This window comes from Pseudomonas sp. LW8 (assembly GCF_041956865.1).
In the GTDB taxonomy this organism is placed as follows: Bacteria; Pseudomonadota; Gammaproteobacteria; order Pseudomonadales; family Pseudomonadaceae; genus Aquipseudomonas; species Aquipseudomonas siliginis.
In genome coordinates, this window is record NZ_CP168138.1 from 3,641,333 (window position 1) to 3,666,974 (window position 25,642).

Annotated in this window: 28 protein-coding genes and 4 tRNA genes; 12 read left to right on the top strand and 20 right to left on the bottom strand. The window is 59.2% G+C overall.

All coding sequences use genetic code 11. The annotated features are described in order from the left end of the window. Positions 1–10 precede the first annotated feature (10 nt). The 7 genes from clpX to AB9L16_RS16420 form a co-directional block, all read right to left on the bottom strand. Complete coding sequence (gene clpX, locus AB9L16_RS16390) at positions 11–1,294, bottom strand: ATP-dependent Clp protease ATP-binding subunit ClpX (RefSeq protein ID WP_016775335.1); 1,284 nt, start codon at positions 1,292–1,294, stop codon at positions 11–13. A 112-nt stretch (positions 1,295–1,406) separates the two neighbouring features. Beyond that, the gene (gene clpP, locus AB9L16_RS16395) at positions 1,407–2,042 is read right to left on the bottom strand and encodes an ATP-dependent Clp endopeptidase proteolytic subunit ClpP (RefSeq protein WP_016775336.1); all 636 of its coding nucleotides are present in this window, start codon (positions 2,040–2,042) and stop codon (positions 1,407–1,409) included. 92 nt (positions 2,043–2,134) lie between these two features. Then, positions 2,135–3,445, bottom strand: coding sequence for a trigger factor (gene tig, locus AB9L16_RS16400; RefSeq protein ID WP_016775337.1), 1,311 nt, complete (start codon positions 3,443–3,445; stop codon positions 2,135–2,137). Between the two features lie 401 nt (positions 3,446–3,846). Beyond that, a tRNA-His gene (locus AB9L16_RS16405) sits at positions 3,847–3,922 on the bottom strand. 77 nt (positions 3,923–3,999) lie between these two features. Further along, positions 4,000–4,084: transfer RNA gene (locus AB9L16_RS16410), tRNA-Leu, on the bottom strand. Between the two features lie 57 nt (positions 4,085–4,141). Further along, a tRNA-His gene (locus AB9L16_RS16415) sits at positions 4,142–4,217 on the bottom strand. Between the two features lie 32 nt (positions 4,218–4,249). Beyond that, a tRNA-Arg gene (locus tag AB9L16_RS16420) sits at positions 4,250–4,326 on the bottom strand. 275 nt (positions 4,327–4,601) lie between these two features. Between AB9L16_RS16420 and folD the strand changes: the two genes are divergently transcribed. Together folD and pbpG are read left to right on the top strand one after the other, a co-directional pair. Beyond that, positions 4,602–5,456 (top strand): bifunctional methylenetetrahydrofolate dehydrogenase/methenyltetrahydrofolate cyclohydrolase FolD, encoded by an 855-nt coding sequence (gene folD, locus AB9L16_RS16425; RefSeq protein ID WP_375122403.1) that lies wholly within the window; start codon positions 4,602–4,604, stop codon positions 5,454–5,456. A 230-nt stretch (positions 5,457–5,686) separates the two neighbouring features. Further along, on the top strand, positions 5,687–6,625 hold the full coding sequence (gene pbpG / locus AB9L16_RS16430; protein ID WP_095182110.1) for a D-alanyl-D-alanine endopeptidase: 939 nt from the start codon (positions 5,687–5,689) through the stop codon (positions 6,623–6,625). A gap of 54 nt (positions 6,626–6,679) precedes the next feature. Here the strand turns inward: pbpG and AB9L16_RS16435 are convergent, their stop codons facing one another. The 3 genes from AB9L16_RS16435 to AB9L16_RS16445 all read right to left on the bottom strand — a co-directional run bounded on the left by AB9L16_RS16435 (position 6,680) and on the right by AB9L16_RS16445 (position 7,867). After that, positions 6,680–6,886 carry a hypothetical protein gene (locus AB9L16_RS16435; RefSeq protein WP_041477156.1) on the bottom strand — a complete coding sequence of 69 codons (207 nt, stop codon included), beginning with the start codon at positions 6,884–6,886 and terminating at the stop codon, positions 6,680–6,682. 12 nt (positions 6,887–6,898) lie between these two features. Further along, positions 6,899–7,105, bottom strand: coding sequence for a DUF6021 family protein (locus AB9L16_RS16440; RefSeq protein WP_056788754.1), 207 nt, complete (start codon positions 7,103–7,105; stop codon positions 6,899–6,901). Between the two features lie 90 nt (positions 7,106–7,195). Next, positions 7,196–7,867: a peptidase C39 family protein gene (locus AB9L16_RS16445; RefSeq protein ID WP_252882310.1), complete on the bottom strand. Its 672-nt coding sequence runs from the start codon at positions 7,865–7,867 to the stop codon at positions 7,196–7,198. A gap of 235 nt (positions 7,868–8,102) precedes the next feature. Between AB9L16_RS16445 and AB9L16_RS16450 the strand changes: the two genes are divergently transcribed. Continuing rightward, on the top strand, positions 8,103–8,267 hold the full coding sequence (locus tag AB9L16_RS16450; RefSeq protein WP_375122404.1) for a hypothetical protein: 165 nt from the start codon (positions 8,103–8,105) through the stop codon (positions 8,265–8,267). 261 nt (positions 8,268–8,528) lie between these two features. Here the strand turns inward: AB9L16_RS16450 and AB9L16_RS16455 are convergent, their stop codons facing one another. Then, on the bottom strand, positions 8,529–9,278 hold the full coding sequence (locus tag AB9L16_RS16455; protein WP_016775343.1) for a TerC family protein: 750 nt from the start codon (positions 9,276–9,278) through the stop codon (positions 8,529–8,531). Between the two features lie 29 nt (positions 9,279–9,307). Beyond that, positions 9,308–9,550: a hypothetical protein gene (locus AB9L16_RS16460; RefSeq protein ID WP_024013465.1), complete on the bottom strand. Its 243-nt coding sequence runs from the start codon at positions 9,548–9,550 to the stop codon at positions 9,308–9,310. Between the two features lie 133 nt (positions 9,551–9,683). Between AB9L16_RS16460 and nhaR the strand changes: the two genes are divergently transcribed. Next, positions 9,684–10,583: a transcriptional activator NhaR gene (gene nhaR / locus AB9L16_RS16465; protein ID WP_016775345.1), complete on the top strand. Its 900-nt coding sequence runs from the start codon at positions 9,684–9,686 to the stop codon at positions 10,581–10,583. Here the strand turns inward: nhaR and AB9L16_RS16470 are convergent. Beyond that, positions 10,578–11,735, bottom strand: coding sequence for an MFS transporter (locus tag AB9L16_RS16470; RefSeq protein WP_024013467.1), 1,158 nt, complete (start codon positions 11,733–11,735; stop codon positions 10,578–10,580). The two genes, nhaR and AB9L16_RS16470, sit on opposite strands and share 6 nt — an antisense overlap. A gap of 307 nt (positions 11,736–12,042) precedes the next feature. Between AB9L16_RS16470 and sstT the strand changes: the two genes are divergently transcribed. Next, positions 12,043–13,275 (top strand): serine/threonine transporter SstT, encoded by a 1,233-nt coding sequence (gene sstT, locus AB9L16_RS16475; RefSeq protein WP_375122405.1) that lies wholly within the window; start codon positions 12,043–12,045, stop codon positions 13,273–13,275. Positions 13,276–13,433: 158 nt separating this feature from the next. On the opposite strand, the gene AB9L16_RS16480 is transcribed toward sstT, so the two are convergent. Then, positions 13,434–13,943, bottom strand: coding sequence for a DUF1993 family protein (locus AB9L16_RS16480; RefSeq protein ID WP_041477165.1), 510 nt, complete (start codon positions 13,941–13,943; stop codon positions 13,434–13,436). Between the two features lie 125 nt (positions 13,944–14,068). Between AB9L16_RS16480 and AB9L16_RS16485 the strand changes: the two genes are divergently transcribed. Beyond that, complete coding sequence (locus AB9L16_RS16485; protein WP_041477166.1) at positions 14,069–14,713, top strand: YceH family protein; 645 nt, start codon at positions 14,069–14,071, stop codon at positions 14,711–14,713. 128 nt (positions 14,714–14,841) lie between these two features. Here AB9L16_RS16485 and AB9L16_RS16490 read toward each other — a convergent pair whose 3' ends face one another. Both AB9L16_RS16490 and AB9L16_RS16495 read right to left on the bottom strand, forming a co-directional pair. Then, positions 14,842–15,360, bottom strand: coding sequence for a cupin domain-containing protein (locus tag AB9L16_RS16490; RefSeq protein WP_375122406.1), 519 nt, complete (start codon positions 15,358–15,360; stop codon positions 14,842–14,844). Between the two features lie 187 nt (positions 15,361–15,547). Continuing rightward, on the bottom strand, positions 15,548–16,366 hold the full coding sequence (locus AB9L16_RS16495) for a shikimate 5-dehydrogenase (RefSeq protein WP_252876596.1): 819 nt from the start codon (positions 16,364–16,366) through the stop codon (positions 15,548–15,550). A gap of 243 nt (positions 16,367–16,609) precedes the next feature. Here AB9L16_RS16495 and AB9L16_RS16500 point away from each other — a divergent pair, with 243 nt between their 5' ends. From AB9L16_RS16500 to AB9L16_RS16510, 3 genes are all read left to right on the top strand, one after another. Further along, positions 16,610–16,990 carry a hypothetical protein gene (locus AB9L16_RS16500; RefSeq protein ID WP_024013471.1) on the top strand — a complete coding sequence of 127 codons (381 nt, stop codon included), beginning with the start codon at positions 16,610–16,612 and terminating at the stop codon, positions 16,988–16,990. 230 nt (positions 16,991–17,220) lie between these two features. After that, positions 17,221–17,415 carry a hypothetical protein gene (locus tag AB9L16_RS16505; protein ID WP_016770691.1) on the top strand — a complete coding sequence of 65 codons (195 nt, stop codon included), beginning with the start codon at positions 17,221–17,223 and terminating at the stop codon, positions 17,413–17,415. Between the two features lie 103 nt (positions 17,416–17,518). Beyond that, a complete protein-coding gene (locus AB9L16_RS16510) occupies positions 17,519–17,701 on the top strand; it encodes a hypothetical protein (RefSeq protein WP_041477171.1) in 183 nt (60 codons plus the stop codon). On the opposite strand, the gene AB9L16_RS16515 is transcribed toward AB9L16_RS16510, so the two are convergent. After that, positions 17,698–18,759, bottom strand: a complete 1,062-nt coding sequence (locus AB9L16_RS16515; protein WP_041477173.1) for an AI-2E family transporter — start codon at positions 18,757–18,759, stop codon at positions 17,698–17,700. The genes AB9L16_RS16510 and AB9L16_RS16515 overlap by 4 nt on opposite strands. Positions 18,760–18,915: 156 nt before the next feature. Here AB9L16_RS16515 and yegQ point away from each other — a divergent pair, with 156 nt between their 5' ends. Continuing rightward, a complete protein-coding gene (gene yegQ, locus AB9L16_RS16520; RefSeq protein ID WP_375122408.1) occupies positions 18,916–20,244 on the top strand; it encodes a tRNA 5-hydroxyuridine modification protein YegQ in 1,329 nt (442 codons plus the stop codon). A gap of 159 nt (positions 20,245–20,403) precedes the next feature. On the opposite strand, the gene AB9L16_RS16525 is transcribed toward yegQ, so the two are convergent. After that, positions 20,404–20,634, bottom strand: coding sequence for a hypothetical protein (locus AB9L16_RS16525; protein ID WP_122603100.1), 231 nt, complete (start codon positions 20,632–20,634; stop codon positions 20,404–20,406). Between the two features lie 91 nt (positions 20,635–20,725). Beyond that, positions 20,726–21,439: a FadR/GntR family transcriptional regulator gene (locus AB9L16_RS16530; RefSeq protein ID WP_016775357.1), complete on the bottom strand. Its 714-nt coding sequence runs from the start codon at positions 21,437–21,439 to the stop codon at positions 20,726–20,728. Between the two features lie 354 nt (positions 21,440–21,793). On the opposite strand from AB9L16_RS16530, the gene AB9L16_RS16535 reads away from it, so the two are divergent. After that, the gene (locus AB9L16_RS16535) at positions 21,794–23,140 is read left to right on the top strand and encodes an MFS transporter (RefSeq protein WP_024013478.1); all 1,347 of its coding nucleotides are present in this window, start codon (positions 21,794–21,796) and stop codon (positions 23,138–23,140) included. Positions 23,141–23,165: 25 nt separating this feature from the next. Further along, the gene (gene gudD, locus AB9L16_RS16540) at positions 23,166–24,509 is read left to right on the top strand and encodes a glucarate dehydratase (protein ID WP_252876598.1); all 1,344 of its coding nucleotides are present in this window, start codon (positions 23,166–23,168) and stop codon (positions 24,507–24,509) included. Between the two features lie 129 nt (positions 24,510–24,638). On the opposite strand, the gene AB9L16_RS16545 is transcribed toward gudD, so the two are convergent. Then, positions 24,639–25,511, bottom strand: a complete 873-nt coding sequence (locus tag AB9L16_RS16545) for a LysR family transcriptional regulator (RefSeq protein ID WP_056788727.1) — start codon at positions 25,509–25,511, stop codon at positions 24,639–24,641. Positions 25,512–25,642: the final 131 nt, after the last annotated feature.

Consider the following 25,642-nt stretch of genomic DNA (forward strand, 5'->3'; position numbering starts at 1 on the left):
CTGTGAACGCTTACGCGTCCGGCGCTGCCTTGGCCGTCGGCTCACTGTTTTCGTAGATATACAGTGGCTTGGACTTGCCTTCGATCACGCTTTCATCGATCACGACTTTGCTCACCTCGGACTGCGAGGGGATTTCATACATCGTGTCGAGCAATACACCTTCGAGAATCGAACGCAGGCCACGGGCACCGGTTTTACGTTCCAGAGCACGCTTGGCGACCGATTTCAGCGCGTCGGAACGGAATTCCAGATCCACGCCTTCCATCTCGAACAGCTTGGCATACTGTTTGGTCAGAGCATTTTTCGGCTCGGTGAGGATTTGCATCAGCGCAGCCTCGTCGAGCTCATCCAGTGTCGCCAGGACCGGCAGACGACCGACGAATTCCGGGATCAGACCGAACTTGACCAGATCGTCAGGCTCGACTTCACGCAGGGATTCACCAACCTTCTTACCCTCTTCCTTGCTGCGCACTTCGGCGTTGAAGCCGATGCCGCCTTTGGTGGAACGGTTCTGAATGACCTTTTCCAGGCCGGAGAACGCACCACCGCAGATGAACAGGATGTTACGGGTGTCGACCTGCAGGAATTCCTGCTGCGGATGCTTGCGGCCACCTTGCGGCGGTACCGAAGCGACCGTGCCTTCGATCAACTTGAGCAAGGCCTGCTGCACGCCTTCACCGGAAACATCACGGGTGATCGACGGGTTGTCGGACTTGCGGGAAATCTTGTCGATTTCGTCGATGTAGACAATGCCCATCTGGGCTTTCTCTACGTCGTAATCGCACTTCTGCAGCAGCTTCTGAATGATGTTCTCGACATCTTCACCCACGTAACCTGCCTCGGTGAGGGTAGTTGCGTCAGCGATCGTGAACGGAACGTTCAGCAAGCGGGCCAGTGTTTCAGCCAGCAGGGTTTTACCGGAGCCTGTCGGGCCGATCAGCAGGATGTTGCTCTTGCCGAGTTCGACGTCGTCAGCCTTTTTGTCACGCTGGTTCAGGCGCTTGTAGTGGTTGTACACCGCTACGGCCAAAACCTTTTTCGCACGCTCCTGACCAATGACGTACTGGTCAAGGATGCCGCTGATTTCTTTAGGCGAAGGCAATTTATGCGCGCTGCTTTCGGCCTGTGCTTCCTGCACCTCCTCGCGGATGATGTCATTGCACAGGTCGACGCACTCGTCGCAGATAAAGACCGAGGGGCCGGCAATCAATTTGCGCACTTCATGCTGGCTTTTGCCACAGAAGGAGCAATAGAGCAGCTTGCCGTTGTCCTCGCCGTTGCGGGTGTCAGTCATTCGTTCGATCCAAATCCGATAGGCTTGCAACACAAGATGAAGGCTATTGCGGGCTTTTTCAAGCCCGCCGCTGATCGGACATGCCGATCAGGCCTGTTTTGCGCTGCTTATATTAAGCTGGACGCTGGTTGATCACTTCGTCGATCAGGCCGTATTCCTTCGCAGCTTCAGCACTCATGAAGTTGTCGCGATTGGTATCGCGCTCGATTTCTTCCAGAGTACGGCCGCTGTGCTTGGCCATCAGCATGTTCAGACGCTCGCGGATGAAGAGGATTTCCTTGGCGTGGATTTCGATGTCCGACGCCTGGCCCTGGAAACCGCCCAGTGGCTGGTGAATCATCACGCGCGAGTTCGGCAGGCAGAAACGCTTGCCCGGAGCACCTGCGGTGAGCAGAAATGCGCCCATGCTGCACGCCTGACCGATGCAGGTGGTCGACACGTTCGGCTTGATGAACTGCATGGTGTCGTAGATCGACATGCCGGCAGTCACCGAACCGCCCGGCGAGTTGATGTACAGATGGATGTCCTTGTCCGGGTTTTCCGCTTCAAGGAACAGCAGTTGCGCACAGATCAGGTTGGCCATGTAGTCCTCTACCGGGCCCACCAGAAAGATCACTCGCTCCTTGAGCAGGCGCGAGTAGATGTCGTAGGCGCGTTCGCCACGAGCGGACTGCTCGACAACCATCGGGACCAGGCCGCCGGCGGCCTGGATATCAGAGTTCTGCTGAATATAAGAATTACGGAACATGCTCTGCAGTCGCTCCCAAATAGTTATGTCTTGAATACGCATAAGCCAGCTCGAGAGCTGGCTTATGGTGTGCACTTCTAACGCAAAATCAATCAGTCGGCTGCTGGAGCTTCTACCGGCTTGACTGCTTCTTCGTAGGAGACCGATTTGTCGGTCACACTAGCTTTCTGCAGAACAGTATCCACAACTTGTTCTTCCAGCACAACCGAACGCACTTCGTTCAGTTGCTGCTCGTTTTTGTAGTACCACGACACGACCTGCTCTGGCTCCTGGTAAGCGGAAGCCATTTCCTGAATCATTTCGCGAACGCGAGCTTCATCAGGCTTCAGATCGAACTGCTTGACTACTTCAGCAACGATCAGGCCCAGCACGACGCGGCGCTTGGCTTGCTCTTCGAACAGCTCGGCCGGCAGTTGGTCTGGCTTGATGTTGCCGCCGAACTGCTGAACAGCCTGCACGCGCAGACGGTCAACTTCGTTGGACAGCAGAGCCTTTGGCACTTCGATCGGGTTGGTGGCCAGCAGACCGTCCATTACCTGATTCTTGACCTTCGATTTGATCGCCTGACGCAGTTCACGCTCCATGTTCTTGCGAACTTCGGTGCGGAAACCGTCGATGCCGCTTTCCTTGATGCCGAATTGAGCGAAGAACTCTTCGTTCAGCTCAGGCAGCTTAGGCTCGGACACAGTGTTGACGGTCACGGTGAACTCGGCGGTTTTGCCAGCCAGGTCCAGGTTCTGATAGTCCTCAGGGAAGGTCAGGTTCAGAACGCGTTCTTCGCCGGCTTTAGCGCCAACCAGGCCTTCTTCGAAGCCCGGGATCATACGGCCGGAACCCAGTACCAGCTGAGTGCCCTTGGCGGAGCCGCCAGCGAACACTTCGCCGTCAACCTTGCCAACGAAATCGATGTTCAGCTGGTCTTCGTTCTGAGCAGCGCGGTCGGCCACTTCGAAACGGGTGTTCTGCTTGCGCAGGATGTCGAGCATCTTGTCCAGATCAGCGTCAGCCACTTCAGCGCTCAGACGCTCAACGGTGATGCCTTCGAAGCCAGCAACGGTGAACTCAGGGAAGACTTCGAATACAGCAACGTATTCCAGATCCTTGCCCGCTTCGAGCGACTTTGGCTCGATCGAAGGCGAACCGGCAGGGTTGAGCTTCTGCTCGACCACAGCTTCGTAGAAGGAAGACTGGATGACGTCGCCTACCGCTTCCTGACGCGCATCAGCACCGAAACGGCGCTTGATTTCGCTCATTGGCACTTTGCCTGGACGGAAGCCAGCAATTTTGGCCTTTTGGGCAGTCTGCTGCAGACGCTTGTTGACCTGAGTCTCGATGCGCTCTGCCGGCACGGTGACGCTCATGCGGCGCTCGAGAGCAGTAGTATTTTCAACAGAAACTTGCATGGATATTCCTCGTTGCACAGACGTTAGCCGGCCGTTTCCGACCCCAGAATCAAGGGCATGCATTCTAGTGGGTCAAACTCAAGAAGTCACCCTACTGGAAACGGGTAAAAAAACAGCAGGCAATTTATAGGGAGCGCCGCACGAATGCCGTGCACTCCACTGGCGAATACAAGCGATCACGTCAGGGCTCTGCAACAACGCTTCTATATATAGAAGCAACTACCAGATAGGCCCCGACAGGCGTTCCGGCAAAACCGGAACGACGAGCAGTTCAGCGTCATCCGATCCTTTAAAAGCGATGAAGTGCCCTGCCCTGCGCCTCGAAATCGGCCATGGCCGGATTTCGAAACCGCTAAAACAAAAAAGGCGCCAGACTGTTAAATCTGGCGCCTTTCGAAATATGGGGTGGACGATGGGGATCGAACCCACGACAACGGGAGTCACAATCCCGTGCTCTACCAACTGAGCTACGCCCACCATATTGCGTAACAAAAAAGCCAAACAACTTCTTTGTCGAAACTTCATCAGGCCCTAGGCACAGGTGAAGCTTTATTTGGTGCGGATGAAGAGACTCGAACTCTTACGCCTCGCGGCGCTGGAACCTAAATCCAGTGTGTCTACCAATTCCACCACATCCGCGGATGAAGCTTTTAAAGCAAAGGCGCCAGACCGTTAAATCTGGCGCCTTTCGAAATATGGGGTGGACGATGGGGATCGAACCCACGACAACGGGAGTCACAATCCCGTGCTCTACCAACTGAGCTACGCCCACCATATCGCGTTACTTGTGCCAAAGCTGCCTAATGGCGCACCCGGCAGGACTCGAACCTGCGACCATCCGCTTAGAAGGCGGATGCTCTATCCAGCTGAGCTACGGGCGCCTTGTTAATCTGTACTCTTAAAGGACTACAAACTAAGTGCTTTCCAGCGTCGCAGAACCTTGATTCCGCTTCACCTTCTTAACCAGTGCTAGGCTGTGCCCGACAAGTGCGACGAATAGTATAGAGCGCTCCAAAGGTCGTCAAATCCTTTTTGAAAAAAATTCATTTAATTAAAGGAGTTAGAGGAATTTGCTGACCAAGCGCCTTTGCCCTCACCGCTCGACATGCGAGAATGCGTTCTCATTTTTTCCCCTCTCGATGGTTAATCACGCGCAATGACTGCACAACTAATCGACGGCAAATCGATCGCCGCCAGCCTGCGCCAGCAGATCGCCCAACGAGTTGCCGAGCGTCGCCAGCAAGGCCTGCGCACCCCCGGCCTCGCGGTGATCCTGGTCGGCAGCGATCCTGCCTCTCAGGTTTATGTCTCGCACAAGCGTAAAGACTGTGAAGAGGTTGGCTTCCTCTCTCAAGCCTACGACCTGCCCTCCGACACCACTCAGGACGCCCTGACCGATCTGATCGATCGCCTCAACGACGATCCGGCTATCGACGGCGTTCTCCTGCAGTTGCCTCTGCCCGAACACCTCGACGCGTCCAAGCTGCTGGAACGCATTCGCCCGGACAAAGACGTCGACGGTTTCCATCCCTACAACGTCGGCCGCCTGGCCCAGCGTATTCCGCTGCTGCGCCCCTGCACCCCGAAAGGCATCATGACCTTGCTGGAAAGCACTGGCGCTGATCTTTACGGGATGGACGCGGTAGTCGTGGGCGCCTCCAATATCGTCGGTCGCCCGATGGCCATGGAATTGCTGCTGGCCGGCTGCACCGTCACTGTGACTCACCGCTTCACCAAGGATCTGGCGGGCCACGTCGGCCGCGCTGATCTGGTGGTCGTTGCCGCCGGCAAGCCGGGCCTGGTCAAGGGCGAGTGGATCAAGGAAGGCGCGATCGTGATCGACGTCGGCATCAACCGTCAGGACGACGGCAAACTGGTCGGTGATGTCGTTTACGAAACCGCCCTGCCCCGCGCCGGCTGGATCACCCCGGTACCGGGCGGCGTTGGCCCGATGACCCGCGCCTGCCTGCTGGAAAACACGCTCTACGCCGCAGAAACCCTGCACATCTGATCGAATTTTTCCGCTGCACCAGAACCCCGCCTCGTGCGGGGTTTTTAGTGCCTGAGAAAAAACTTCAACCGTTCGCCGGAAACCGCTCTTTTTACAGGCCTTTTCACGAGATTTTCAGGTCTTACAAACAACCATCGACAGTTCTTCAGCCATACTCCTAAAATGCGCCGGTTTTGAGAAATAACCCGTTACAAACTAACGGTATATCCAACCTTTTAGAGTTCGCCCGCGTGAAAATTCGTCTCTCGATTCTGAGCCTGTTGTTTGCTGTTACAGGCACATTCATCACGCCAACGATCAACGCTGCGGAAACCACCGCTGCTCCACGTGACGCTTCGACATTGAAGATCGCGTCTGGCAGCGCCCTGCTCATGGATATGCAGACCAACAAAGTCATTTATTCCAGCAACCCTGACGTGATCGTACCGATCGCTTCCGTCAGCAAGTTGATGACTGGCCTTGTCGTGGTGGAAGCTCGACAGAACATGGACGAATGGATCGATGTCGACATCAGGAACACTCCGGAAATGAAGGGTGTGTTCTCCCGAGTCAAACTCAAGAGTGAGCTGCCGCGCCGCGAGATGCTGCTGATCGCCTTGATGTCTTCGGAAAACCGCGCCGCCGCCAGCCTCGCGCACCACTATCCGGGTGGCTACGCTGCTTTTATTGCGGCAATGAACGCCAAGGCCAAGGCGCTGGGCATGACCAGCACGCACTTTGTCGAGCCGACCGGGCTGTCAGAGCGCAACGTTTCCACCGCGCGCGACCTGAGCAAATTGCTGGTGGCCGCGCACAAGCAACCGCTTCTGGTGCAACTGACCACCACCAAGGAAAAGACCGTGGCGTTCCGCAAGCCCAACTACACTTTGGGCTTCCGCAATACCGACCACTTGGTCAATAAGGCCGATTGGGACATCAAGATTACCAAGACCGGTTTTACCAACCCGGCCGGCCATTGCCTGGTGCTGGTGACGAAGATGGGCAACCGTCCGGTCGCCCTGGTCATTCTCGATGCGTTCGGCAAATACACGCATTTTGCCGACGCCAGCCGTATCCGCAGCTGGGTGGAAACCGGGCGCAGCGCCAACGTGCCTGCCGTGGCACAGCAATACAAAGCCGACAAGAACCTCAAGAGCCGTCAGAGCGGCGTGGTCGAAGCGGCAAAGTAGATCCGGCAATCATGAAAAAGCCCCGAATGTTCGGGGCTTTTTTTCGTCTGCGCGTCAGTCGTTGGGCAGTGGCATCTTGTCGTCATCGGGGATGCCGTCGCCCGAGCTCGGCTCAGGCGAAACGTCCGGCGTCAGCACATTTGGCCGCGCCATCGGGTCGCGCATCGGGCTGTCCGGGTCCAGCACCGGATCAACCTCCGGCTCCGGCGTGGTCGGTACGCTGTCAGGTTTGTGGTCATCGAAGCTTGAATCGGTACTCATACGCACCTCACATCAAGGTTTCAGATCGGCTAACGGATCATAGGGCTTGGCCGGTTTCTTCGGATCTTCACCGGGCTCGACATCCTGCGGGGCCTTAGCCGGACCGACCGGATCAACTTGCGGATCCTCGAGGTCCGGCGAATCCGGATCGAAGCCCAGATCATCGCCCGAGGAATGTTCGGACGAGTGTGGGCCTTTCGGGGTTTGGGAATCTGCCATGTTGCCTCCTTGATTCACCCGCGAAGCACGGGCATTAATCTTCAGAGGCCGGCCCGGCGCAGTCGTGCCCGGCAGATGACGAACGGAGGTTTATTGCGCCGCCAGAGCCTTTCGCGCCTGCGCCGCAGCGTTTTCTTCACCGGCCTGCGCCAGTTCATCGGCGGCTTTCAGCCAACGGGAGCGGTCGACGGCTGCCGGGATCTGCGACGGTTTCTGAATCAGGATCGCCCAGCCACCGGCCTTTTCGAGCGCTGCTTGAAAGCTGCCGAAATCCATCAACTGCCGACGATTCATGCCGGCGCGCAGCAGGACCTTCTGTTTGTTGCGGTCGTAGCCGGACAGGATCGCGTAACGCGGCTCGGCCCAGAATGCCGAACCTTCACTGAAACGCACCATGACCGGGTAGCCCGCCGCGACCTGGGTCAGCAAGGCTGGCAGCTGGCTGTCGAGCGGATAAACCACCAGGCCATATTCGCGGGCGAGGTTCTGCATGTTCTGCTGCAGCTTGTCCTCAGCCCCCGGCAAGTGCAGCGGTTTTTCCAGAAGGCCCGGGGTGATGACGATGCCTTGTTGCGACAGCAGACTGGCCAGCACCTGTGGCCCACTCTGGTTGGCTTCGCCACGATAGAAGGTGCCGCTGAGTTCAACTCGCTCCGGCAAGCGTTTGACTTCTGGCGCTACGTTGCCCGCACATCCGCTCAGCACCACCGCGCAAGCGCCGGCAAGCAACGCTCCGCGCACTCGAGAAAATACCTGCACCATCAATCACTCTCTTCCAGACGCCGGTCATCGTGTTCCGGCAACGCCAGCGATCATAGAGCCGCACCCGCCAGAGGTATAGCCTTAAACGGCAGAGCGGGCGATTGCATAGAGCAAACTGATTGGTCACTAACGACCTTTGGTCAATAGCTTGAAACACCCCATTGACTAGACTGTCACTGAAATAGAGCGAATTGCGAAAAGCAGGCGCCCGATGCAGGGCGAAGAGGAGGCACCAATGAGCCTGACCATGACCATTGTGATGTTGATAACCGGCTGGCTGGCCGTGGCGACTGCCATGTTGTGGGGTGTGCTGCGGATTTCGCGGCGGCATCATCCGGTGCAGACGATGCCGGTTGAGAAAACAGAGAAGCATCCAGTGCGGCACGCTGCTGCGCATTGAAGATCAAGAGCCCCTCACCCTAGCCCTCTCCCGGAGGGAGAGGGAACTGACCGGGTTGTTCTTCCGAATTAGGTCGACGTGAAATATGCAGCCGAACTCAGGATCTGAAAAGCCACCCAATCGGCTCCCTCTCCCTCGGGAGAGGGGTGGGCGGGCGGCGTTCCGATGAGGGGCAAGCTCTAAACCACACCCCCCAACACCAAAGCGAAAAAAAACCGCCTGAGCTCAACCAGCCTAGGCGGTTTTTTGTGTTCTCAGCAATTACGCCTGCTGAGCAACCTTCTTCTGCTTCGCCCGGCGCGACAGCATGTTCAACACTTCGATACCGGCCGAGAACGCCATGGCCGCGTACACATAACCTTTCGGTACGTGAGCGCCGAAGCCCTCAGCGATCAGCGTCATGCCGATCATGATCAGGAAGCCCAGCGCCAGCATGACCACGGTCGGGTTGTCGTTGATGAACTTGGCCAGCGGATCAGCCGCGAGCAGCATCACCAGCACCGACACCACCACCGCGATGATCATGATCGGCAAGTGTTCGGTCATGCCGACAGCGGTAATGATGCTGTCGATCGAGAACACCATGTCGAGCATCAGGATCTGACCGATGGCCGCGGCAAAACCCAGGGTTACGGTCGAAGTCGCGGTCTTCGGGTCTTCCGGCGACGGGTCCATGCTGTGATGGATCTCGGTCGTGGCCTTCCACACCAGGAACAGGCCACCGGCGATCAGGATCATGTCCTTCCAGGAGAACGCCTGGCCAAGGATTTCGATCACAGGCTCGGTCAACTGCACGATGAACGCGATGGTGCTCAACAGGGCCAGACGCAGAATCAGGGCCATGCCGATACCGATACGACGCGCCTTCTGCCGATGCTGTTCGGGCAATTTGTTGGTCAGGATCGAAATAAAGATCAGGTTATCGATGCCGAGCACGATTTCCATTACCACCAGTGTGGCCAAAGCAACCCAAGCGGTGGGGCTGGCGGCGAGTTCTAACAGATATTCCATGGGTCAGTCCTGACTCTGTGTAAGACGGTTTAGATGGTCTTGGAGGAAGATTCGGATTCTTCCGCCTGTTTTTCCGGCGTTTCTTTTTTCTCGATCAAACCACCGGTGGCATCACTGAGCGCTTGCTCGGCGGCTTTATGGGTGTCGTCGATCGCTTGCTTGGCAGTTTCAGCCGCCGCGCCCATCAGTTGTTGGGCGCTTTTTTCCGCCTGATCACAACCGGCCAGAACCAGTAAAGACGCAAACATCACTGCGGGAAATGTGTATTTCATAAGGTTTCCTTCGAATGAACAGACAGGCGCGCACACCGGCCGTCGATGGCTGGGCATTCTAGGGAGATGAACACTTCAGGAAAATTCGTATTTTTAGCGGCTATACTTCGGTTTTCACGAAGTGGCCATCACTATGCTCAATTACCGACAACTGCATTACTTCTGGGTTGTGGCCAAAACCGGCAGCATCGTCCGCGCCTGCGAGCAGCTGAACCTGACGCCACAGACCATTAGCGGACAGATTTCACTGCTCGAACAAACCTATGGCGTGGAATTGTTTCGCCGGGTTGGCCGACAACTGGAACTCACCGAAGCCGGGCGCCAGGCCCTGCCCTACGCCGAGCAGATGTTTCAACTGGGCGGCGAGCTGGAGCTGATGCTGCGAGCGCAGCCCAACGAGCAGCAGATCCTCTTTCGCGTCGGCGTGGCCGACGTGGTGCCCAAATCCATTGTTTATCGCCTGATCGCGCCGACCATGGAATTGAGCGAGCCGCTGCGCATCACCTGTCGCGAAGACAAACTCGAACGTCTGCTCGCTGATCTGGCCATCCAGCGTCTGGATCTGGTGATTTCCGACAGCCCGATGCCTTCGCATCTGGACATCAAAGGCTACAGCCAGAAGCTCGGTGAGTGCGGGATCAGCTTCTTCGCCACCGCCGAACTTGCCGCGCAGTATGGCCAGGATTTCCCGCGCAGCCTGCACGGCGCACCGTTGCTGATTCCCGGCGCGGAAACCGTGGTGCGCAGCCGTTTGCAGCGCTGGTTCGCCGAACAGCAGATCCAGCCGCAGATTGTCGGCGAGTTCGATGACAGTGCTTTGATGCAGGCCTTCGGCCAATCCGGCAGCGGGATTTTTATTGGCCCGAGCGTGATTGCCGAGGAAGTGAAGCGCCAGTACGGCGTCGAGTTGATCGGCCAGACCGACGCCGTGAGCGAGTCGTTCTATGCCATCTCGGTGGAGCGCAAGGTCAAGCACCCTGGCATCGTAGCGATTACCGAGGGCGCCCGACGCGAGCTGTTTACCGGGTTATGAAGCGCAGACTTCACGCGGCTTCAGCGTCATCAGCACCATGGCGAGGAACACCGAAAGCAAAATGAAGCCGGCAGCGGCAAAGCCGAGAAAGCCCAGCCCGGCACTGTCGATCACCCGGCCGCCGACCATCGCGCCCAGGCCGATGCCGAGATTGGCTCCGGCGATGTTCAGCGACGCGGCGAAGGCCGGCGCTTCCGGCGCGGCTTTCATCAGGCGCACATGGCTAACCAGGAACAACGCCGCCTGGGTCACGCCCCAAATGCCCATCGCCACCGCCAGGCCGACTGGCGAATGAATGTTCGGCACCAGCGAGACCATGCCCGCGATCATGAACGCACAGAACAACACCGACGCCCCCAGCGGATGCCGATCCACCGCTCGCCCACCGAGCGAGTTGCCGATAAGGCCGACTGCGCCAAACGCCATCAGGCACCAGCCGACCACGGTGCCGTTGAATCCGGCAAGTCGTTCGAGGATGTCAGCAAGGTAGGTGTAAGCGGTGAACATGCCGCTGAACACCAGAATCGACAACAAGATATGGCCGAGCATCAGCGGGCTGCGCAGGATCTTGAACTGCGAACGGAAGCTGACCTGATGCTGGTGCAGACTGGTTTTCGGCAGATAGACAAACAGCAGCAAGGCTTTGGCAAACGCGATCAACGCCAGAATGCCGAATGCGCTGCGCCAGCCGAACGCATCGGAAATCAGCGTGCCGACCGGAATGCCAAACACCGTGGCGCAGACAATACCGAAGCCGATCTTGGCGATGGCGCGGCCGGCGAAATCCGGGCCGACGATGTCCACCGCCGTCTCACTGGCCAAAGCCCAGAACACCGGCAAACCCAACGCTGGAATCAAGCGCGCGATGGCCATCACCCAGATATTCGGCGCCAACGCTGCAACGGTATTGGCCAGACCGAACATGATCAGAATGCTGATGAACAGTTTGCGCCGTTCGAAACGGGCGAAATACGCGGTCAGGAATGGGCCGAACAGCGCCACGGTAAAGGCGAACAAGGTCACCAGCAGCCCGGCTTGCGGGATGCTGACTTCGAGGTCTCGGGCGATCGCCGGCAACAGGCCGACAATGACGAATTCCGTGGTCAGCACCGTGAACCCGGCGGCGGACAACAGAAGAATAGGCAACAGCATGCGCAACTCCAGCAAAACGACGACACCAGCGATGACCCGGAGGCCCGCTGGCAGAACTTGAAAATGAGGATGGCGAAGCTTAACAGACTGCGTCCGCACTGAGTTGCCCAAAACTGCCGATCTGCCGGGCCGATCCGGTGGCAGATCGTCACAGGCCTGAAGGTTCACGCCTACGCTGTGATAAAGTCCGCGCCCTGAAAATCGTACAGCTGTTCAACGTGCCGTTTGGCGGCGTTGATGTCACTTCGACAGGCGTTTCGTGACTGCCCACGACGCTTCGCACCCTATAAAAAACAGAGATGCCGCTATGACCGCTTCATCCCCTTCGTTACTGCAACGCCTGAAACGCCTGAGTCTGGTCAGCCAGATCGTCATTGGTCTGATCGCCGGTATTGCCCTGGCCCTGATTGCACCGGAGCTGGCGAAGTCCACCGCGTTCATCGGCAAGGTGTTTGTCTCGGCGTTGAAAGCCGTGGCGCCGATTCTGGTGTTCGTGCTGGTGATGGCCTCGATCGCCAACCACAAGCACGGCCAGGAAACCCACATCCGGCCGATCCTGTTCCTTTACCTGCTGGGGACATTCAGCGCTGCGGTGGTGGCCGTGGTCGCCAGCATGGCGTTCCCGTCGAATCTGGTGCTATCGACCGAAAACGTTGCCGTGACTGCGCCTGGCGGCATCGGCGAAGTCCTGCAAAGCCTGTTGCAGAGCGTCGTCGATAACCCGGTCAGCGCGCTGATGAATGCCAACTTCATCGGCATTCTGGCCTGGGCGATCGGCATGGGCATTGCCATCCGGCATGCCGGCGACACCACCCGCGAGGTACTGGGTGACTTGTCCAATGGCGTCACCGTGATCGTCCGCGTGGTCATTCGCTTCGCGCCGCTGGGCATCTTTGGCCTGGTCGCGTCGACACTGGCCACCTCCGGTTTCGGCGCGCTGCTCGGCTATGCGCACCTGCTGGCAGTGCTGCTGGGCTGCATGCTGTTCGTCGCGCTGGTGATGAACCCGCTGATCGTGTTCTGGAAGCTGCGCCGCAATCCGTACCCGCTGACCCTGATGTGCCTGCGTGAAAGCGGCATTACCGCGTTCTTCACCCGCAGCTCGGCGGCGAACATTCCGGTCAATCTGGAATTGAGCAAGCGCCTGGGTCTGCACGAAGACACCTACTCGGTATCGATCCCGCTGGGTGCGACCATCAACATGGCCGGTGCGGCGATCACCATTACCGTGCTGACCCTGGCGGCGGTGCACACCTTGGGCATCGCTGTGGACATTCCGACCGCAATCCTGCTCAGCGTCGTCGCAGCCATTTGCGCGTGTGGTGCCTCGGGTGTGGCCGGTGGTTCGCTGCTGCTGATTCCGCTGGCGTGCAGCCTGTTCGGCATCCCGAGCGAGATTGCCATGCAGGTCGTGGCGGTGGGCTTCATTATTGGCGTGCTGCAGGATTCGGCGGAGACCGCGCTAAACTCGTCGACTGACGTGCTGTTTACAGCGGCGGCTTGCCTGGGCGAGGAAGAAAAAGCTCAGCGTACGGCGTAACCGCCTTACCTTGTGGGAGCGAGCCTGCTCGCGAAAGGGGCGAGACATTCAGCATTAATATCGCCTGATACGCTGCATTCGCGAGCAGGCTCGCTCCCACAGAAAAACAAAAGCCCGCCAAGGCGCGAACCTTGGCGGGCTTTTTCGTATCCGGGTGTTTAGAACGCGCCCATGTAATCGCGCTTGCCCACTTCAACGCCGTTATGACGCAGCAGCGCGTAGGTGGTGGTGACGTGGAAGAAGAACTGCGGCAAGCCGTAAGTCAGCAGATACGCCTGACCACTGAAGCGCTTCTCTTTCGGCGTGCCCGGACGGGTCACGATTTCGATGCCTTCCTTGCCGTCGATCTGCTCTGGCTTGATCTCGCCAATGAAGGCCAGAACCTTGGTGATCAGCGCTTGCAGTTCGGCAAAGGTAGTTTCAGTGTCGTCGTACTTCGGCAGTTCGACTTCGGCCAGACGCGCCGACACGCCTTTGGCGAAATCCACGGCGATCTGCACCTGACGCACCAGCGGGAACATGTCCGGGTACAGACGCGCTTGCAGGAAGACGCTCTGGTCGATGTTTTTCGCGCTGGCGTGGGCTTCGGCCTTTTTCAGCACATCGCTCAGGGCGTTGAGCATTTGTTGAAAAACCGGGACGGATGCGGCGTACAGTGAAATGGTCATGGCAGTCTCATGTGATGGCTGGGTAATACGTGGTGGCGATTATAGCCATGCTTGATGAGCACACGGCTTGCCTTTTGTTTGGCAAGGATTAGGCTAGGCGGCTTCGACTGCAGAGGGAACGCGCGATGAGCAACGAACAAGAATCCACCTCCGAACAGCCACGGTTAAATGCCACGGAAATCCGCATTCTCGGTGCGCTGATCGAAAAACAGGCCACCAGCCCGGAAACCTATCCGCTGACCCTCAACGCGCTGGTGCTGGCCTGCAATCAGAAAACCAGTCGCGAGCCGGTGATGAACCTCAATCAGGGTCAGGTCGGGCAGAGCCTGCGGGCGCTGGAAGGTCGAGGTTTCACCCGGCTGGTCATGGGCAGCCGTGCCGACCGCTGGGAGCACAAGGTAGACAAGGCGCTGGAGCTGGTGCCGGCACAGGTGATTCTGACTGGCTTGATGTTTCTGCGCGGACCGCAGACCGTCAACGAACTGCTGACCCGCAGCGGGCGCATGCACGAGTTCGAGGACGCCGAGCAGGTGGTTCATCAGCTTGAACGGCTGATCGCACGCGGTCTGGCGGTATTGATTCCGCGTCAGGCCGGGCAGCGTGAGGATCGTTATACCCATGCCCTGGGCGACCCGGCGGATATCGAGGCGATATTGGCGGCGCGGCAAAATCCTGGGGAGCGCTCGAGCGCTGGTGTTTCCCTGGAGCGTATCGAAGAACTGGAAGCGCGGATCGCCGCACTGGAAGAACGCCTGGCCCGCCTCGAATAATCGCAACAGAACCTCTGTGGGAGCGAGCCTGCTCGCGAAAGCGTAGTGTCAGTCACCACGACCTCGAATGACCTGCCGCCTTCGCGAGCAGGCTCGCTCCCACAGGGGACATCTGCGAATTTCAGATGTTATTCCCCATCCCAATAATCCACCCCATCCACCTGCCGCGCGACAGCGACAAAGCCCGAGGCCTTGCCCTCGGCATCCACCGTGAAATTATCCATCACCGCATACTTGTTCGAATCCGGATACTCGCAGATCTCCGGCTGCTGCTGAGTGCTGATCGCCAGATAACGCAGCTCATCCGCGCTGGTATTGATGATCTGGTGAGCCTTTTCCGGTCCTCCCGGTGGGCAGGCGATCACATCACCGGCGCGGATCGGAAAACGCTCACCTCCCAACCGCACCTCGCCCTCCCCGGCCACCACGTAGAACATCTCCTCATTGACCCGATGGCTGTGGAATGGACTGCCGCGCATGCCCGCTGGCAGCGCATACAGGCGATAACCGAGTTTCTGCGCACCCAGTTGCTGGCCGATCCGCGCGATACGCTGCTGATAACGCCCGGCAGTGTCGCCTTCAGGGGCCAGGGCTTCGGGAAGGGCTTCGAGTTCGACCTCGTTCAGGTTGAGGATGGGCGGATGCATGGGCGGCCTCGGTTATGGTTTTTGTGGTGGGCACATCTGTGCGTGCTGGCGAGGATTATAGATAGTGATCCAGAACCGCAGCGCGGCCTTCGCGAGCAGGCTCGCTCCCACATTCAATCGCATTCCAGCTCAACCTGTGGGAGCGAGCCTGCTCGCGAAGAGGCCAGCCCAGCCACTAAAAGATCAATCAGCTACGCGCAAAATCCACCGCCGCCGCAAACTGCGCCTCATTCGGGCGCACCCCGGTGTACAGGACAAATTGCTCCAGCGCCTGAATCGCAATCACCTCAAGCCCGGTAATCACTCGCTTGCCCTCGGCCCGCGCCCGCACAATCAGCGGCGTCTCCGAAGGGATCGCCACCACGTCGAATACAGTCTCAGCCGCCTTGATCACTTCAGGCTCGAACGCCAGTTGCCCCGCCTCCGGCCCGCCGTCCATGCCTACCGGGGTGACATTGATCAGCATCTGCGGGCGCTCGTCACCCAGCTCGGCCTGCCAGCGATAACCCAGCGAATCCGCCAGGGCGCGGCCGGCCCGCTCGTTACGGGCGACAATCAAACCGTTCTTGTAGCCACCATCGCGCAGGGCGCTGGCCACCGCTTTGGCCATGCCGCCGCTGCCGCGCAGGGCGAAGGTGGAATCCTTCGGCACCGCGTTGCTTTCCAGCAATTGCGCGACGGCGATGTAATCGGTGTTGTAGGCCTTGAGGTGGCCGCCAGTGTTGACGATGGTGTTGATCGACTGGATCGCCGCCGCCGACGCATCCAGCTCATCGACCAGCGCAATGCAGGCTTCCTTGAACGGCATCGACACGCCGCAGCCACGAATGCCCAGTGCCCGGATGCCGCCGACCGCGCCGGTCAGGTCCTGGCTGCTGAACGCCTTGTAGTAGAAGTTCAGGCCCAGCTGTTCATACAAATGGTTGTGAAAACGCAGACCGAAATTCCCCGGCCGCCCGGACAGGGACATGCACAATTGGGTGTCTTTGTTCGGGTTCATCTGCATGAAACTTCTCCTTCAAACGCACTTTCGGATGGACGGGATTGGCCAGCCCACCGGGTTCTGAATCATCATTTGGGCTTGTTTGTGGCGCCGCGTAGCCGGGTAAAGAAGCCGGTACAGACCTTACACAAAATTTACCCAGCGGCTGTGCTGAATTTCGCAAATTTGCTGTCTTAGCTGTATCCCCGCGACAACTGTGGGCCTGACTCAGGCCGCGGCGCCGGGTCGAAGAACCGAGGACTTATCATGATTCGTAAACTTCCCATCATGGCTTTGTTGATTGGCGCACTCGCCGTCACCGGCCAGGCTGAAGCGGGTGGTGGCCATGGCTGGCAGGGCCCTGCAGTGTTTGGCGCGATCGTCGGCTCGGCCATCATCGGCTCGGCACTGATCAACCAGGATCGGCCGGTGTACGTGCAGCAGCAGCCGGTTTATGTTCAGCCGCAACCGGTCTACGTGCAGCAACCGCCGCCACCGGTCTATTACCAGCCGGCGCCGGTGTATGTACAACAACCGGTCTACGTGCAGCCGGCCCCCGTCTATTACGGCCCGCCTCGTGGTTATTACGGTCGCCCCCACGGCTACTACGGCGGCCCGCATGGCTACTACGGCGGTCCACGCTGGTAAGCGCAACACAGAGCCCCGTTTTCAAGCGGGGCTTTTTTATGACCGCTGGTCGGCCAACGTCTGAAAAAATCTCGCCAGGGTCGCTGTGAGAACAGTTTGAGCAGCTAAAGTCGGCATGATGGAATCGACCGTAGAGATTTTTTTCATCAAACGGTCACCGCTTTGTCATGACGGAACCGCAATCTGAATCCGTCCGTAAACAACAGATCGATAACAACAAGGACGACTGTATGCCCACACAAAACCCGCACCGCATCGTCGGTCTGTGCACCTCGAGCAAGGTGTACAGCGCGCTCACCGAGCTCAAGCACCTGGAAGGCCATCGCTGCGCCAAGCTGCTGTCCCTGCTCGCCGAAAACCTCGTGCACAAGGGCCTGCTCAATGAGCGCGAAGTCATGCACATGCTCGATCAAGTGGTCGAATGACGCCAGACCTCACTGGCATCAATGACCACTATCGAAAGCGTTGATTGTCCGTCGTGCCGGCAAATCCCTAAGGTAGCCCCATCAGTTTGATGGAGGTTTTCCCATGGCACAGGTTCAAATCATGTCGGTCATCGGCAGCGCAGTTCCCGCTTCGCTGCGTGCATCCGGTTTGCTCGCTTGCTGGTATCTGGTGCGCGATGGCGAGCCGATCAGCGGCCCGCTCACCTCGTTACCAGCGGCGCAGGCCTTGTCGCAACAGGTCGCCAGCAGCACGTTTCATGCTTAAGGCAGTTGCACCTTGGGCTTGGTCTCGACGAACAGCGCCCAGCTCGACAGGAACAATGCGGCAATCAGCGGCCCGATCACAAAGCCATTGAGGCCGAAGACCGCGAGGCCGCCAAGGGTCGAGACCAGGATCAGGTAATCGGGCATTTTCGTATCTTTGCCGACCAGAATCGGGCGCAGCACGTTGTCGACCAGGCCGATCACGAATACGCCGAACAAGCCCAGCACCACGCCCTGCCAGATCATGCCGCTGAGCAGGAAGTACACCGCCACCGGCGCCCAGACAATCCCCGCGCCCACCGCTGGCAACAGCGACAGAAACGCCATCAGTACCGCCCAGAGCAACGCGCTGGGAATGTCGAGAAACCAGAAAATCAGCCCGCCCAGCGCACCTTGGGTCACGGCCACCACCACGTTGCCTTTGACTGTCGCGCGCACCACGCGGTTGAACTTCAGTTGCAGGCGGCGCTTGTGGTTTTCTTCCAGCGGCACGGCGGTTCGCATCTTGCGCGCCAGCTCGGGGCCGTCACGCAGAAAGAAAAACAGCAGATAGAGCATGATGAAAAAGCTCACCACGAATTCGAACGTGCCCTGACCGAAACTGAACGCCTGAGTCGCCAGCGCCTGGCTGCCCTGCATCGCCGCTTTGACGATCTTCTCGCGCAAGCTGTCGAGCTCGCCCATGCCAAAGCGGTCGAGCAAGTGCTGAAAGTAAGGCGGCAGGCTGTGTTTGAACTGCGCCAGATACGCAGCGATGTCCAGCTCGCCGCTTTCAATGTTCTTGTAGACAGTCGCCCCTTCCTGCACCAGCAGGATGCTGACGATGATCACCGGCAGAATCGCGACCACCAGGCACAGGCTCAAGGTGCACAGCGACGTCACGTTGCGTTGCCAGCCGAACTTCTGCTGCAACCTGCGCTGTACCGGCGCAAACAGAATGCCGAGGATGACAGCCCAGAATACCGCGCCGTAGAACGGCAACAGAATCCAGATAAAGGCCACCGTGACCAGCACCAGCAGCACTGTCAGGGATTTGAATTGCAGACTCTTTTCGTTCATATCCGGTCCATGTCAGTCAGGCGTCACGCACGCCCGCCCCACTTAGTCAGCCGCCGGGCGCGCGAGTGCCATGTTTATTCATGGAGCATAGATCCAGATCAATGAACCCTCGCAACAGCTGCCCTACCCTGCGCGGCTTTTGCGACCGACATCCAAATGCAGACTCTCATCGCCCCCGAGCTTCTCGCCCCCGCCGGCACCCTGAAAAACATGCGCTACGCCTTCGCCTACGGCGCCGATGCGGTCTACGCTGGCCAGCCGCGCTACAGCCTGCGGGTGCGCAACAACGAGTTCGATCATGTCAACCTGGCGCTGGGCATCCGTGAGGCGCAGGCGCAGGGCAAGCGCTTCTACGTCGTGGTCAACATCGCCCCGCACAACGCCAAGCTGAAGACGTTTCTCAAAGATCTGGCGCCAGTGATCGAGATGGCCCCGGATGCGCTGATCATGTCCGACCCGGGCCTGATCATGCTGGTGCGCCAGCACTTTGCGCAGATGCCGATTCACCTGTCGGTGCAGGCCAACACCGTGAATTGGGCGAGCGTCGAGTTCTGGCAGCAACAGGGACTGAGCCGGATCATTCTGTCGCGCGAATTGTCGCTGGAGGAGATCGGCGAAATCCGCGAGCAGGTACCGGGCATGGAGCTGGAAGTGTTCGTGCACGGCGCGCTATGCATGGCCTATTCCGGGCGCTGCCTGCTTTCCGGTTACATGAACAAACGCGATGCCAATCAGGGCACCTGCACCAACGCCTGCCGCTGGAAGTACACGGCGCAAGAAGCCACGGAAAACCAGCTCGGCGAGATCGTCCAGACCTTTCAGCCCAAGCCCACGCTAGGCCTCGGCGCACCGACCGATCAGGTCTTTCTGTTGCAGGAAGCCAATCGCCCCGACGAATTGATGCCGGCGTTCGAAGACGAACACGGCACCTACATCATGAACGCCAAGGACCTGCGCGCGGTGCAGCATGTCGAGCGGCTGACGCGCATGGGCGTGCACTCCTTGAAAATCGAAGGCCGGACCAAATCGCATTTCTACTGCGCACGCACCACCCAGGTATATCGCCGGGCGATCGATGATGCCGTGGCCGGGCGCGAGTTCGATCGCAGCCTGATGCTGGATCTGGAATCGCTGGCCCAGCGCGGCTACACCGAAGGTTTTCTGCGCCGACATGTGCACGACGAATATCAGAATTATCAACACGGCAGTTCGGTGTCGGAGCGTCAGCAGTTCGTTGGCGAGCTCACCGGCGAGCGCCGTGATCGCCTGGCCGAAGTGAAAGTGAAGAATCGTTTTGCCGTGGGCGATCATCTGGAACTGATGACGCCCAAGGGCAATTTCCATTTTGATCTGCATGAATTGCAGAGTGTCAGCGGGCAAGCGATCGAAGTGGCGCCGGGGGACGGGCATACGGTGTACGTGCCGATTCCGGATGCGGTGGATTTGCGCTTTGGGTTGTTGATGCGGGATTTGCGTGTTGGTTGACTGGCGATCTTGTCTGGCACTCGCAGCATGGCCGTAATTTGCTGCGAAGCCGATGCCGTCTTCGCGAGCAGGCTCGCTCCCACAGGGAGTTTGTGTCATCCACTGTGGGAGCGAGCCTGCTCGCGAAGAGGCCGGCGAACTCAGCGGATCATCCGGACTTCAGCGCAAATCATCCGACAACGGCGTCGGCTCGTCCGCCGGCGGTACATTGTCGTCATCCGGCGGATCCTTCCAGTCATCCGGCCGGTCGGCATCGCTCAATGGGTCGCGGCCAGGGTCCATGCCCGGCGGGGCGTCGTGATCGCTCAGGGTCGGCTCGTCAGTGCCGGATACGGGGCGGGTCTGGTCGGTGGGCGCCATGCCACCGGGAACAAGCGAGTCATCAGCCATGCTGCACCTCACAATACTGGCCCGGATTATCCGGGGCGTATTGTTTGGAAGCGCGACCTTTGACGGCGTGCGATAGATCAGACCAGCGGCATCAGCCTTGGGCGATAAAGCGATCGCGACTGTTGGTCAGGTGCAGCCACATCGCAGCGCGGGCGGCATCGGCGTCCTGGCGCTTGATCGCATTCAGAATCGCCTCGTGTTCCAGATTGGCCAAGTGCCCGAGCTTGCTCAGATCCGCCGCGCCGCGCTCGGCGGCATTCAGGCGATTGCGCGGGATCATCGCACTGCCCAGGTGCTGCATGATCTCGCTGAAACAAGCGTTGCCAGTGGCCTCGGCGATCAGCAGATGAAAACGCCGATCGGCCTCCACGCAGCTGTCGTTGTTCGCCAGCAGCCGTTGATAGTCATCCAGCGCCTGACGCATCTGCTGGACCTGCTGCTCACTGCGCCGCTGCGCCGCCAGTGCGGCCGCTTGCGTCTCCAGGCCCATGCGCAGCTCAAGAATGCTGCGCACACCGAGCGCCGTGTCGACATTCAGGCGCAGGCCCTGCTCCGCTGCGCGCTCGATGACGAAAGTACCGATGCCATGGCGCGTCTCCACCAGCCCCGAGGCCTGCAACTTGGAAATCGCCTCGCGCACCACCGTGCGGCTGACGCCGTGCTCCTGAACGATGGAGTTCTCCGAAGGCAGCTTGTCACCGGGCGACAGTTGTCCGAGCAGGATGCTCTGGGTGAGCTTTTCCACCAGGTCATGAGCGAGGTTGTGCGTGCGTTTGCGCGCGGGCGCGTCGAGGTCTTCTTGCATGGTCGGTTCCGGTGATCGGGGCTTGCCGATCGTAGCACTGCGGGATGACGGTTGAGATGGATTTTAGCGGTCGATAGGCCATCTACTTGTATGACAACACTCAATTACGTCGAATATTTTCAATAGCCAGCCATCACGCATCACCATTCATATCTCAAAAAGGCGCTCCGCTCGACTGGCGCAACATTCAATAAATACGAGCTTAAATCCTGTTTTCGCATAAAAAACCGAACAATCAGAAGAATTTGATCGCCCTCCCCACTTGTAGGACAAAAAATTACAGTTGTATGATGTCTAGCAACAACGCAGCACCCAGCCCTACCCGCATAAAAATAATCAGTGGGAGAAACATCAGTGAAAACCTCCATCTCCGGGATGCAGGACAGCGTCGACCCGACGCTCGCCTCAGCCATCTCCAAAGTCAAACGCCACGTCCTGCCGCTCTTCGTGATCATGTTCATCGTCAATTACATTGACCGGGTGAACATCGGCTTCGTCCGCACGCATATGGAAACCGATCTGGGCATTGGTGCTGCCGCCTATGGCTTCGGCGCCGGGCTGTTCTTTATCGGTTACGCGCTGTTCGAAGTGCCGTCCAACATGCTTTTGCAGAAAGTCGGCGCACGCATCTGGCTGACCCGCATCATGTTCACCTGGGGCATAGTCGCGGCCTGCATGGCCTTCATCCAGAACGAAACCCACTTCTATATTCTGCGTTTCCTGCTCGGTGTCGCCGAGGCCGGGTTCTTTCCCGGGGTGATTTATTACTTCACCCGTTGGCTGCCCGGCGTCGAGCGCGGCAAGGCGATCGCGATCTTCCTCAGCGGCTCTGCCGTGGCCTCGCTGATCTCCGGCCCGCTGTCCGGTCTGCTCCTGCAGATCAATGGGCTGGGCATGCACGGCTGGCAATGGATGTACTTCATCGAGGGGATGTTCTCGGTGTGCCTGTGCGTGTTTGTCTGGTTCTGGCTGGACGCCAAACCCCACGACGCGAAATGGCTGAGCCGCGCCGAACAGGATGCGTTGGTCAGCGCCATCGACGACGAGCAAAAGGCCCGCGAAGCCGCGACGCCGATCCGGCCGTCGCTGGGCAAACTGCTCAAGGACCGGCAGATCATTCTGTTCTGCCTGATCTACTTCTTCATTCAGTTGACCATTTATGCGGCGACTTTCTGGCTGCCGAGCATCATCAAGAAGATGGGCGAACTCAGCGACGTGCAGGTCGGCCTGTTCAACTCGATTCCATGGTTGCTGTCGATCGTCGGCATGTACGCCTTCGCCTCGCTGTCGGCGAAGTGGAAACATCAACAAGCTTGGGTCGCCACCGCCCTGTTGATCGCCGCAGCGGGGATGTTCATGTCCACCACTGGCGGGCCGATCTTTGCCTTCGTCGCGATCTGCTTTGCGGCGCTGGGCTTCAAATCCGCCTCGTCACTGTTCTGGCCGATCCCCCAGGCTTATCTGGATGCACGCATCGCGGCGGCAGTGATCGCGCTGATCAACTCGGTCGGCAACCTCGGCGGCTTCGTCGCACCGACCACTTTTGGCCTGCTGGAGCAACACACCGGCTCGATTCAGGGCGGCCTCTATGGCCTGGCCGCGACCTCGATCATCGCCGCAATCATCGTCTTCGCCGCGCGCACCACGCCGAAACCCGCTGCTGAAAAGGCTGTGGCCGACGCCGCGCCGAAACACGCCTGACTTCGTCTCGACAAGGAAAACAATAATGACTGTTCATGACACCGCCAAAGCTCCGATCATCACCGACATGCAGGTCATTCCGGTGGCCGGTCACGACGGCATGCTGCTCAACCTGAGCGGCGCCCACGGGCCGTTTTTCACCCGCAACATCGTCATCCTCAAGGACAACGCCGGCCACACCGGCGTCGGCGAAGTGCCCGGTGGCGAGCGCATTCGCCAGACCCTGGAAGACGCGCGCAATCTGGTGGTCGGCAGCCCCATCGGCACCTACCAGAAGATCCTCAACCAGGTGCGCCAGACCTTCGCCGACCGCGATGCCGGCGGCCGCGGCCTGCAAACATTCGACCTGCGCATCACCATTCACGCGGTCACCGGCCTGGAAGCCGCTCTCCTCGACCTGCTCGGCCAACATCTGGACGTGCCGGTGGCGGCGCTGCTCGGTGAAGGTCAGCAACGCGACGAAGTGAAGATGCTCGGTTATCTGTTTTACGTTGGCGATCAGCACGAAACCGATCTCGCCTACCGCAGCGAACCGGACGCCGACAACGACTGGTTCCGCGTGCGCCACGAGAAAGCCATGACCGCCGAAGCGGTCGTGCGTCTGGCCGAGGCGGCGCACGCCAAGTACGGCTTCAAGGATTTCAAACTCAAGGGCGGCGTGCTCAGCGGCGATGCCGAAATCGAAGCGGTCACAGCACTGGCCGAACGCTTCCCCGACGCGCGGATTACCCTCGACCCGAACGGTGCATGGTCATTGAAAGAGGCGATTCGTCTATGCCGCGATCAGCATCACGTACTCGCCTACGCCGAAGACCCGTGCGGTGCGGAAAACGGTTATTCCGGTCGCGAAGTCATGGCTGAATTCCGCCGCGCCACCGGGCTGAAAACCGCGACCAACATGATCGCCACCGACTGGCGCGAAATGGGTCACGCGATTCAGTTGCAGTCAGTGGACATCCCGCTGGCCGACCCGCACTTCTGGACCATGCAGGGTTCGGTACGCGTCGCGCAGATGTGCCACGAATGGGGCCTGACCTGGGGTTCGCATTCCAACAACCACTTCGATATCTCTCTGGCGATGTTTACCCACGTCGCCGCTGCGGCACCGGGCGAGATCACGGCCATCGACACCCATTGGATCTGGCAGGACGGCCAGCGCCTGACCAAGGCACCGCTGCAAATTGTCGACGGCTGCGTGCAAGTGCCGCAGAAACCGGGACTGGGCGTGGAGCTGGATCTGGATCAAGTGGCCAAGGCCCACGAACTGTACAAAGGCATGGGCCTCGGCGCGCGGGATGACAGCGTGGCGATGCAGTTCCTGATTCCGGGGTGGAAATTCGATAACAAACGGCCGTGTCTGGTGCGGTGATCCAGCAGGCGCCGCTGATTTCAATTGTGGGAGCGAGCCTGCTCGCGAAGGCGTCAGGTCAGTCGATAGTGCTGTCGCTGATGCACCGCTTTCGCGAGCAGGCTCGCTCCCACAAGGGGGGGGGTTGTGTCAGGCAGAAACTTGCAGTAACCACGCCTTGAACGCGTTCATCGCCGCCGTTTCCGCTCGCGACTGCAACCGCGTCAGCCAGTAACTGCCGGTGGTGATCTCGATCGCGAACGGCTGGCAAATCGCATCAGCCGCCAGTTGCCGGGCGAACATCAGTGGCGGCGCCAACGCCACGCCGCCGCCCTGCAACGCCGTTTCCATCATCGCCAGTGAAGAATCGAAGACGATGCTTTGCGGTGGCGCAGCCTGGGTCGCCAGGCCCGCCGCCTGAAACCACTGCGGCCATTCATCAGTGCGATAGGAACGCAGCAAGGTCTGCTGCAACAGGTCCGCCGGCGCGTGCAGTTGCCGGGCAATCTCCGGCACGCATAACACCGACAACGGCGCATCGAGCAAGCGTGTCGCCTCAATGCCATGCCAGGCGCCAGCGCCGAACCGAATCGCGTAATCCAGCCCTTCCGCCGCCACATCGACCCGGTTGTTGTGGGTCGACAGGCGTAAATCGATCAGCGGATATTTCGCCCGAAAGTCCGCCAGCCTCGGCAACAGCCAGCCCACGGCAAACGTGCCCACCGCGCCGACCGTCAACATGTCGCGATACTGCCCACCAGCCAGACGCTCGAGCATCTGCGCAATGTGGTCGAATGAGGTGCTGAGCACCGGCAGCAAGGTTTCGCCTTCACTGGTCAGCATCAGACCACGGGGCAGGCGTTTGAACAGGGTCAGGTTGAGCTGCGCTTCCAGGCTTTTGACCTGATGGCTGACCGCTGCCTGCGTTACGCACAGTTCGACGGCGGCGCGGGTGAAGCTCAGATGACGTGCCGAGGCTTCAAACGCGCGCAGAGCGTTGAGCGGCAGTTGCGGTCGAATCATGGGTTGTCCCAAATTTTTCTAAGGCTTCGTGCGAGTTTTCATCGTTTGTCGAAGGTCGGCAAAGTGCCTAAATTAACCGCGCTGATCAGCCGCCCGATGAAAAAATCACCCGCAGTGTAGCGGGATACAAC

What these genes read in the sequence shown, in the direction of transcription:
- clpX (WP_016775335.1), bottom strand. Translation starts at nt 1,294, where the DNA reads ATGACTGACACCCGCAACGGCGAGGACAACGGCAAGCTGCTCTATTGC.
- clpP (WP_016775336.1), bottom strand. Translation starts at nt 2,042, where the DNA reads ATGTTCCGTAATTCTTATATTCAGCAGAACTCTGATATCCAGGCCGCC.
- tig (WP_016775337.1), bottom strand. Translation starts at nt 3,445, where the DNA reads ATGCAAGTTTCTGTTGAAAATACTACTGCTCTCGAGCGCCGCATGAGC.
- folD (WP_375122403.1), top strand. Translation starts at nt 4,602, where the DNA reads ATGACTGCACAACTAATCGACGGCAAATCGATCGCCGCCAGCCTGCGC.
- AB9L16_RS16435 (WP_041477156.1), bottom strand. Translation starts at nt 6,886, where the DNA reads ATGAGTACCGATTCAAGCTTCGATGACCACAAACCTGACAGCGTACCG.
- AB9L16_RS16440 (WP_056788754.1), bottom strand. Translation starts at nt 7,105, where the DNA reads ATGGCAGATTCCCAAACCCCGAAAGGCCCACACTCGTCCGAACATTCC.
- AB9L16_RS16445 (WP_252882310.1), bottom strand. Translation starts at nt 7,867, where the DNA reads ATGGTGCAGGTATTTTCTCGAGTGCGCGGAGCGTTGCTTGCCGGCGCT.
- AB9L16_RS16450 (WP_375122404.1), top strand. Translation starts at nt 8,103, where the DNA reads ATGAGCCTGACCATGACCATTGTGATGTTGATAACCGGCTGGCTGGCC.
- AB9L16_RS16455 (WP_016775343.1), bottom strand. Translation starts at nt 9,278, where the DNA reads ATGGAATATCTGTTAGAACTCGCCGCCAGCCCCACCGCTTGGGTTGCT.
- AB9L16_RS16460 (WP_024013465.1), bottom strand. Translation starts at nt 9,550, where the DNA reads ATGAAATACACATTTCCCGCAGTGATGTTTGCGTCTTTACTGGTTCTG.
- nhaR (WP_016775345.1), top strand. Translation starts at nt 9,684, where the DNA reads ATGCTCAATTACCGACAACTGCATTACTTCTGGGTTGTGGCCAAAACC.
- AB9L16_RS16470 (WP_024013467.1), bottom strand. Translation starts at nt 11,735, where the DNA reads ATGCTGTTGCCTATTCTTCTGTTGTCCGCCGCCGGGTTCACGGTGCTG.
- sstT (WP_375122405.1), top strand. Translation starts at nt 12,043, where the DNA reads ATGACCGCTTCATCCCCTTCGTTACTGCAACGCCTGAAACGCCTGAGT.
- AB9L16_RS16480 (WP_041477165.1), bottom strand. Translation starts at nt 13,943, where the DNA reads ATGACCATTTCACTGTACGCCGCATCCGTCCCGGTTTTTCAACAAATG.
- AB9L16_RS16485 (WP_041477166.1), top strand. Translation starts at nt 14,069, where the DNA reads ATGAGCAACGAACAAGAATCCACCTCCGAACAGCCACGGTTAAATGCC.
- AB9L16_RS16490 (WP_375122406.1), bottom strand. Translation starts at nt 15,360, where the DNA reads ATGCATCCGCCCATCCTCAACCTGAACGAGGTCGAACTCGAAGCCCTT.
- AB9L16_RS16495 (WP_252876596.1), bottom strand. Translation starts at nt 16,366, where the DNA reads ATGCAGATGAACCCGAACAAAGACACCCAATTGTGCATGTCCCTGTCC.
- AB9L16_RS16500 (WP_024013471.1), top strand. Translation starts at nt 16,610, where the DNA reads ATGATTCGTAAACTTCCCATCATGGCTTTGTTGATTGGCGCACTCGCC.
- AB9L16_RS16505 (WP_016770691.1), top strand. Translation starts at nt 17,221, where the DNA reads ATGCCCACACAAAACCCGCACCGCATCGTCGGTCTGTGCACCTCGAGC.
- AB9L16_RS16510 (WP_041477171.1), top strand. Translation starts at nt 17,519, where the DNA reads ATGGCACAGGTTCAAATCATGTCGGTCATCGGCAGCGCAGTTCCCGCT.
- AB9L16_RS16515 (WP_041477173.1), bottom strand. Translation starts at nt 18,759, where the DNA reads ATGAACGAAAAGAGTCTGCAATTCAAATCCCTGACAGTGCTGCTGGTG.
- yegQ (WP_375122408.1), top strand. Translation starts at nt 18,916, where the DNA reads ATGCAGACTCTCATCGCCCCCGAGCTTCTCGCCCCCGCCGGCACCCTG.
- AB9L16_RS16525 (WP_122603100.1), bottom strand. Translation starts at nt 20,634, where the DNA reads ATGGCTGATGACTCGCTTGTTCCCGGTGGCATGGCGCCCACCGACCAG.
- AB9L16_RS16530 (WP_016775357.1), bottom strand. Translation starts at nt 21,439, where the DNA reads ATGCAAGAAGACCTCGACGCGCCCGCGCGCAAACGCACGCACAACCTC.
- gudD (WP_252876598.1), top strand. Translation starts at nt 23,166, where the DNA reads ATGACTGTTCATGACACCGCCAAAGCTCCGATCATCACCGACATGCAG.
- AB9L16_RS16545 (WP_056788727.1), bottom strand. Translation starts at nt 25,511, where the DNA reads ATGATTCGACCGCAACTGCCGCTCAACGCTCTGCGCGCGTTTGAAGCC.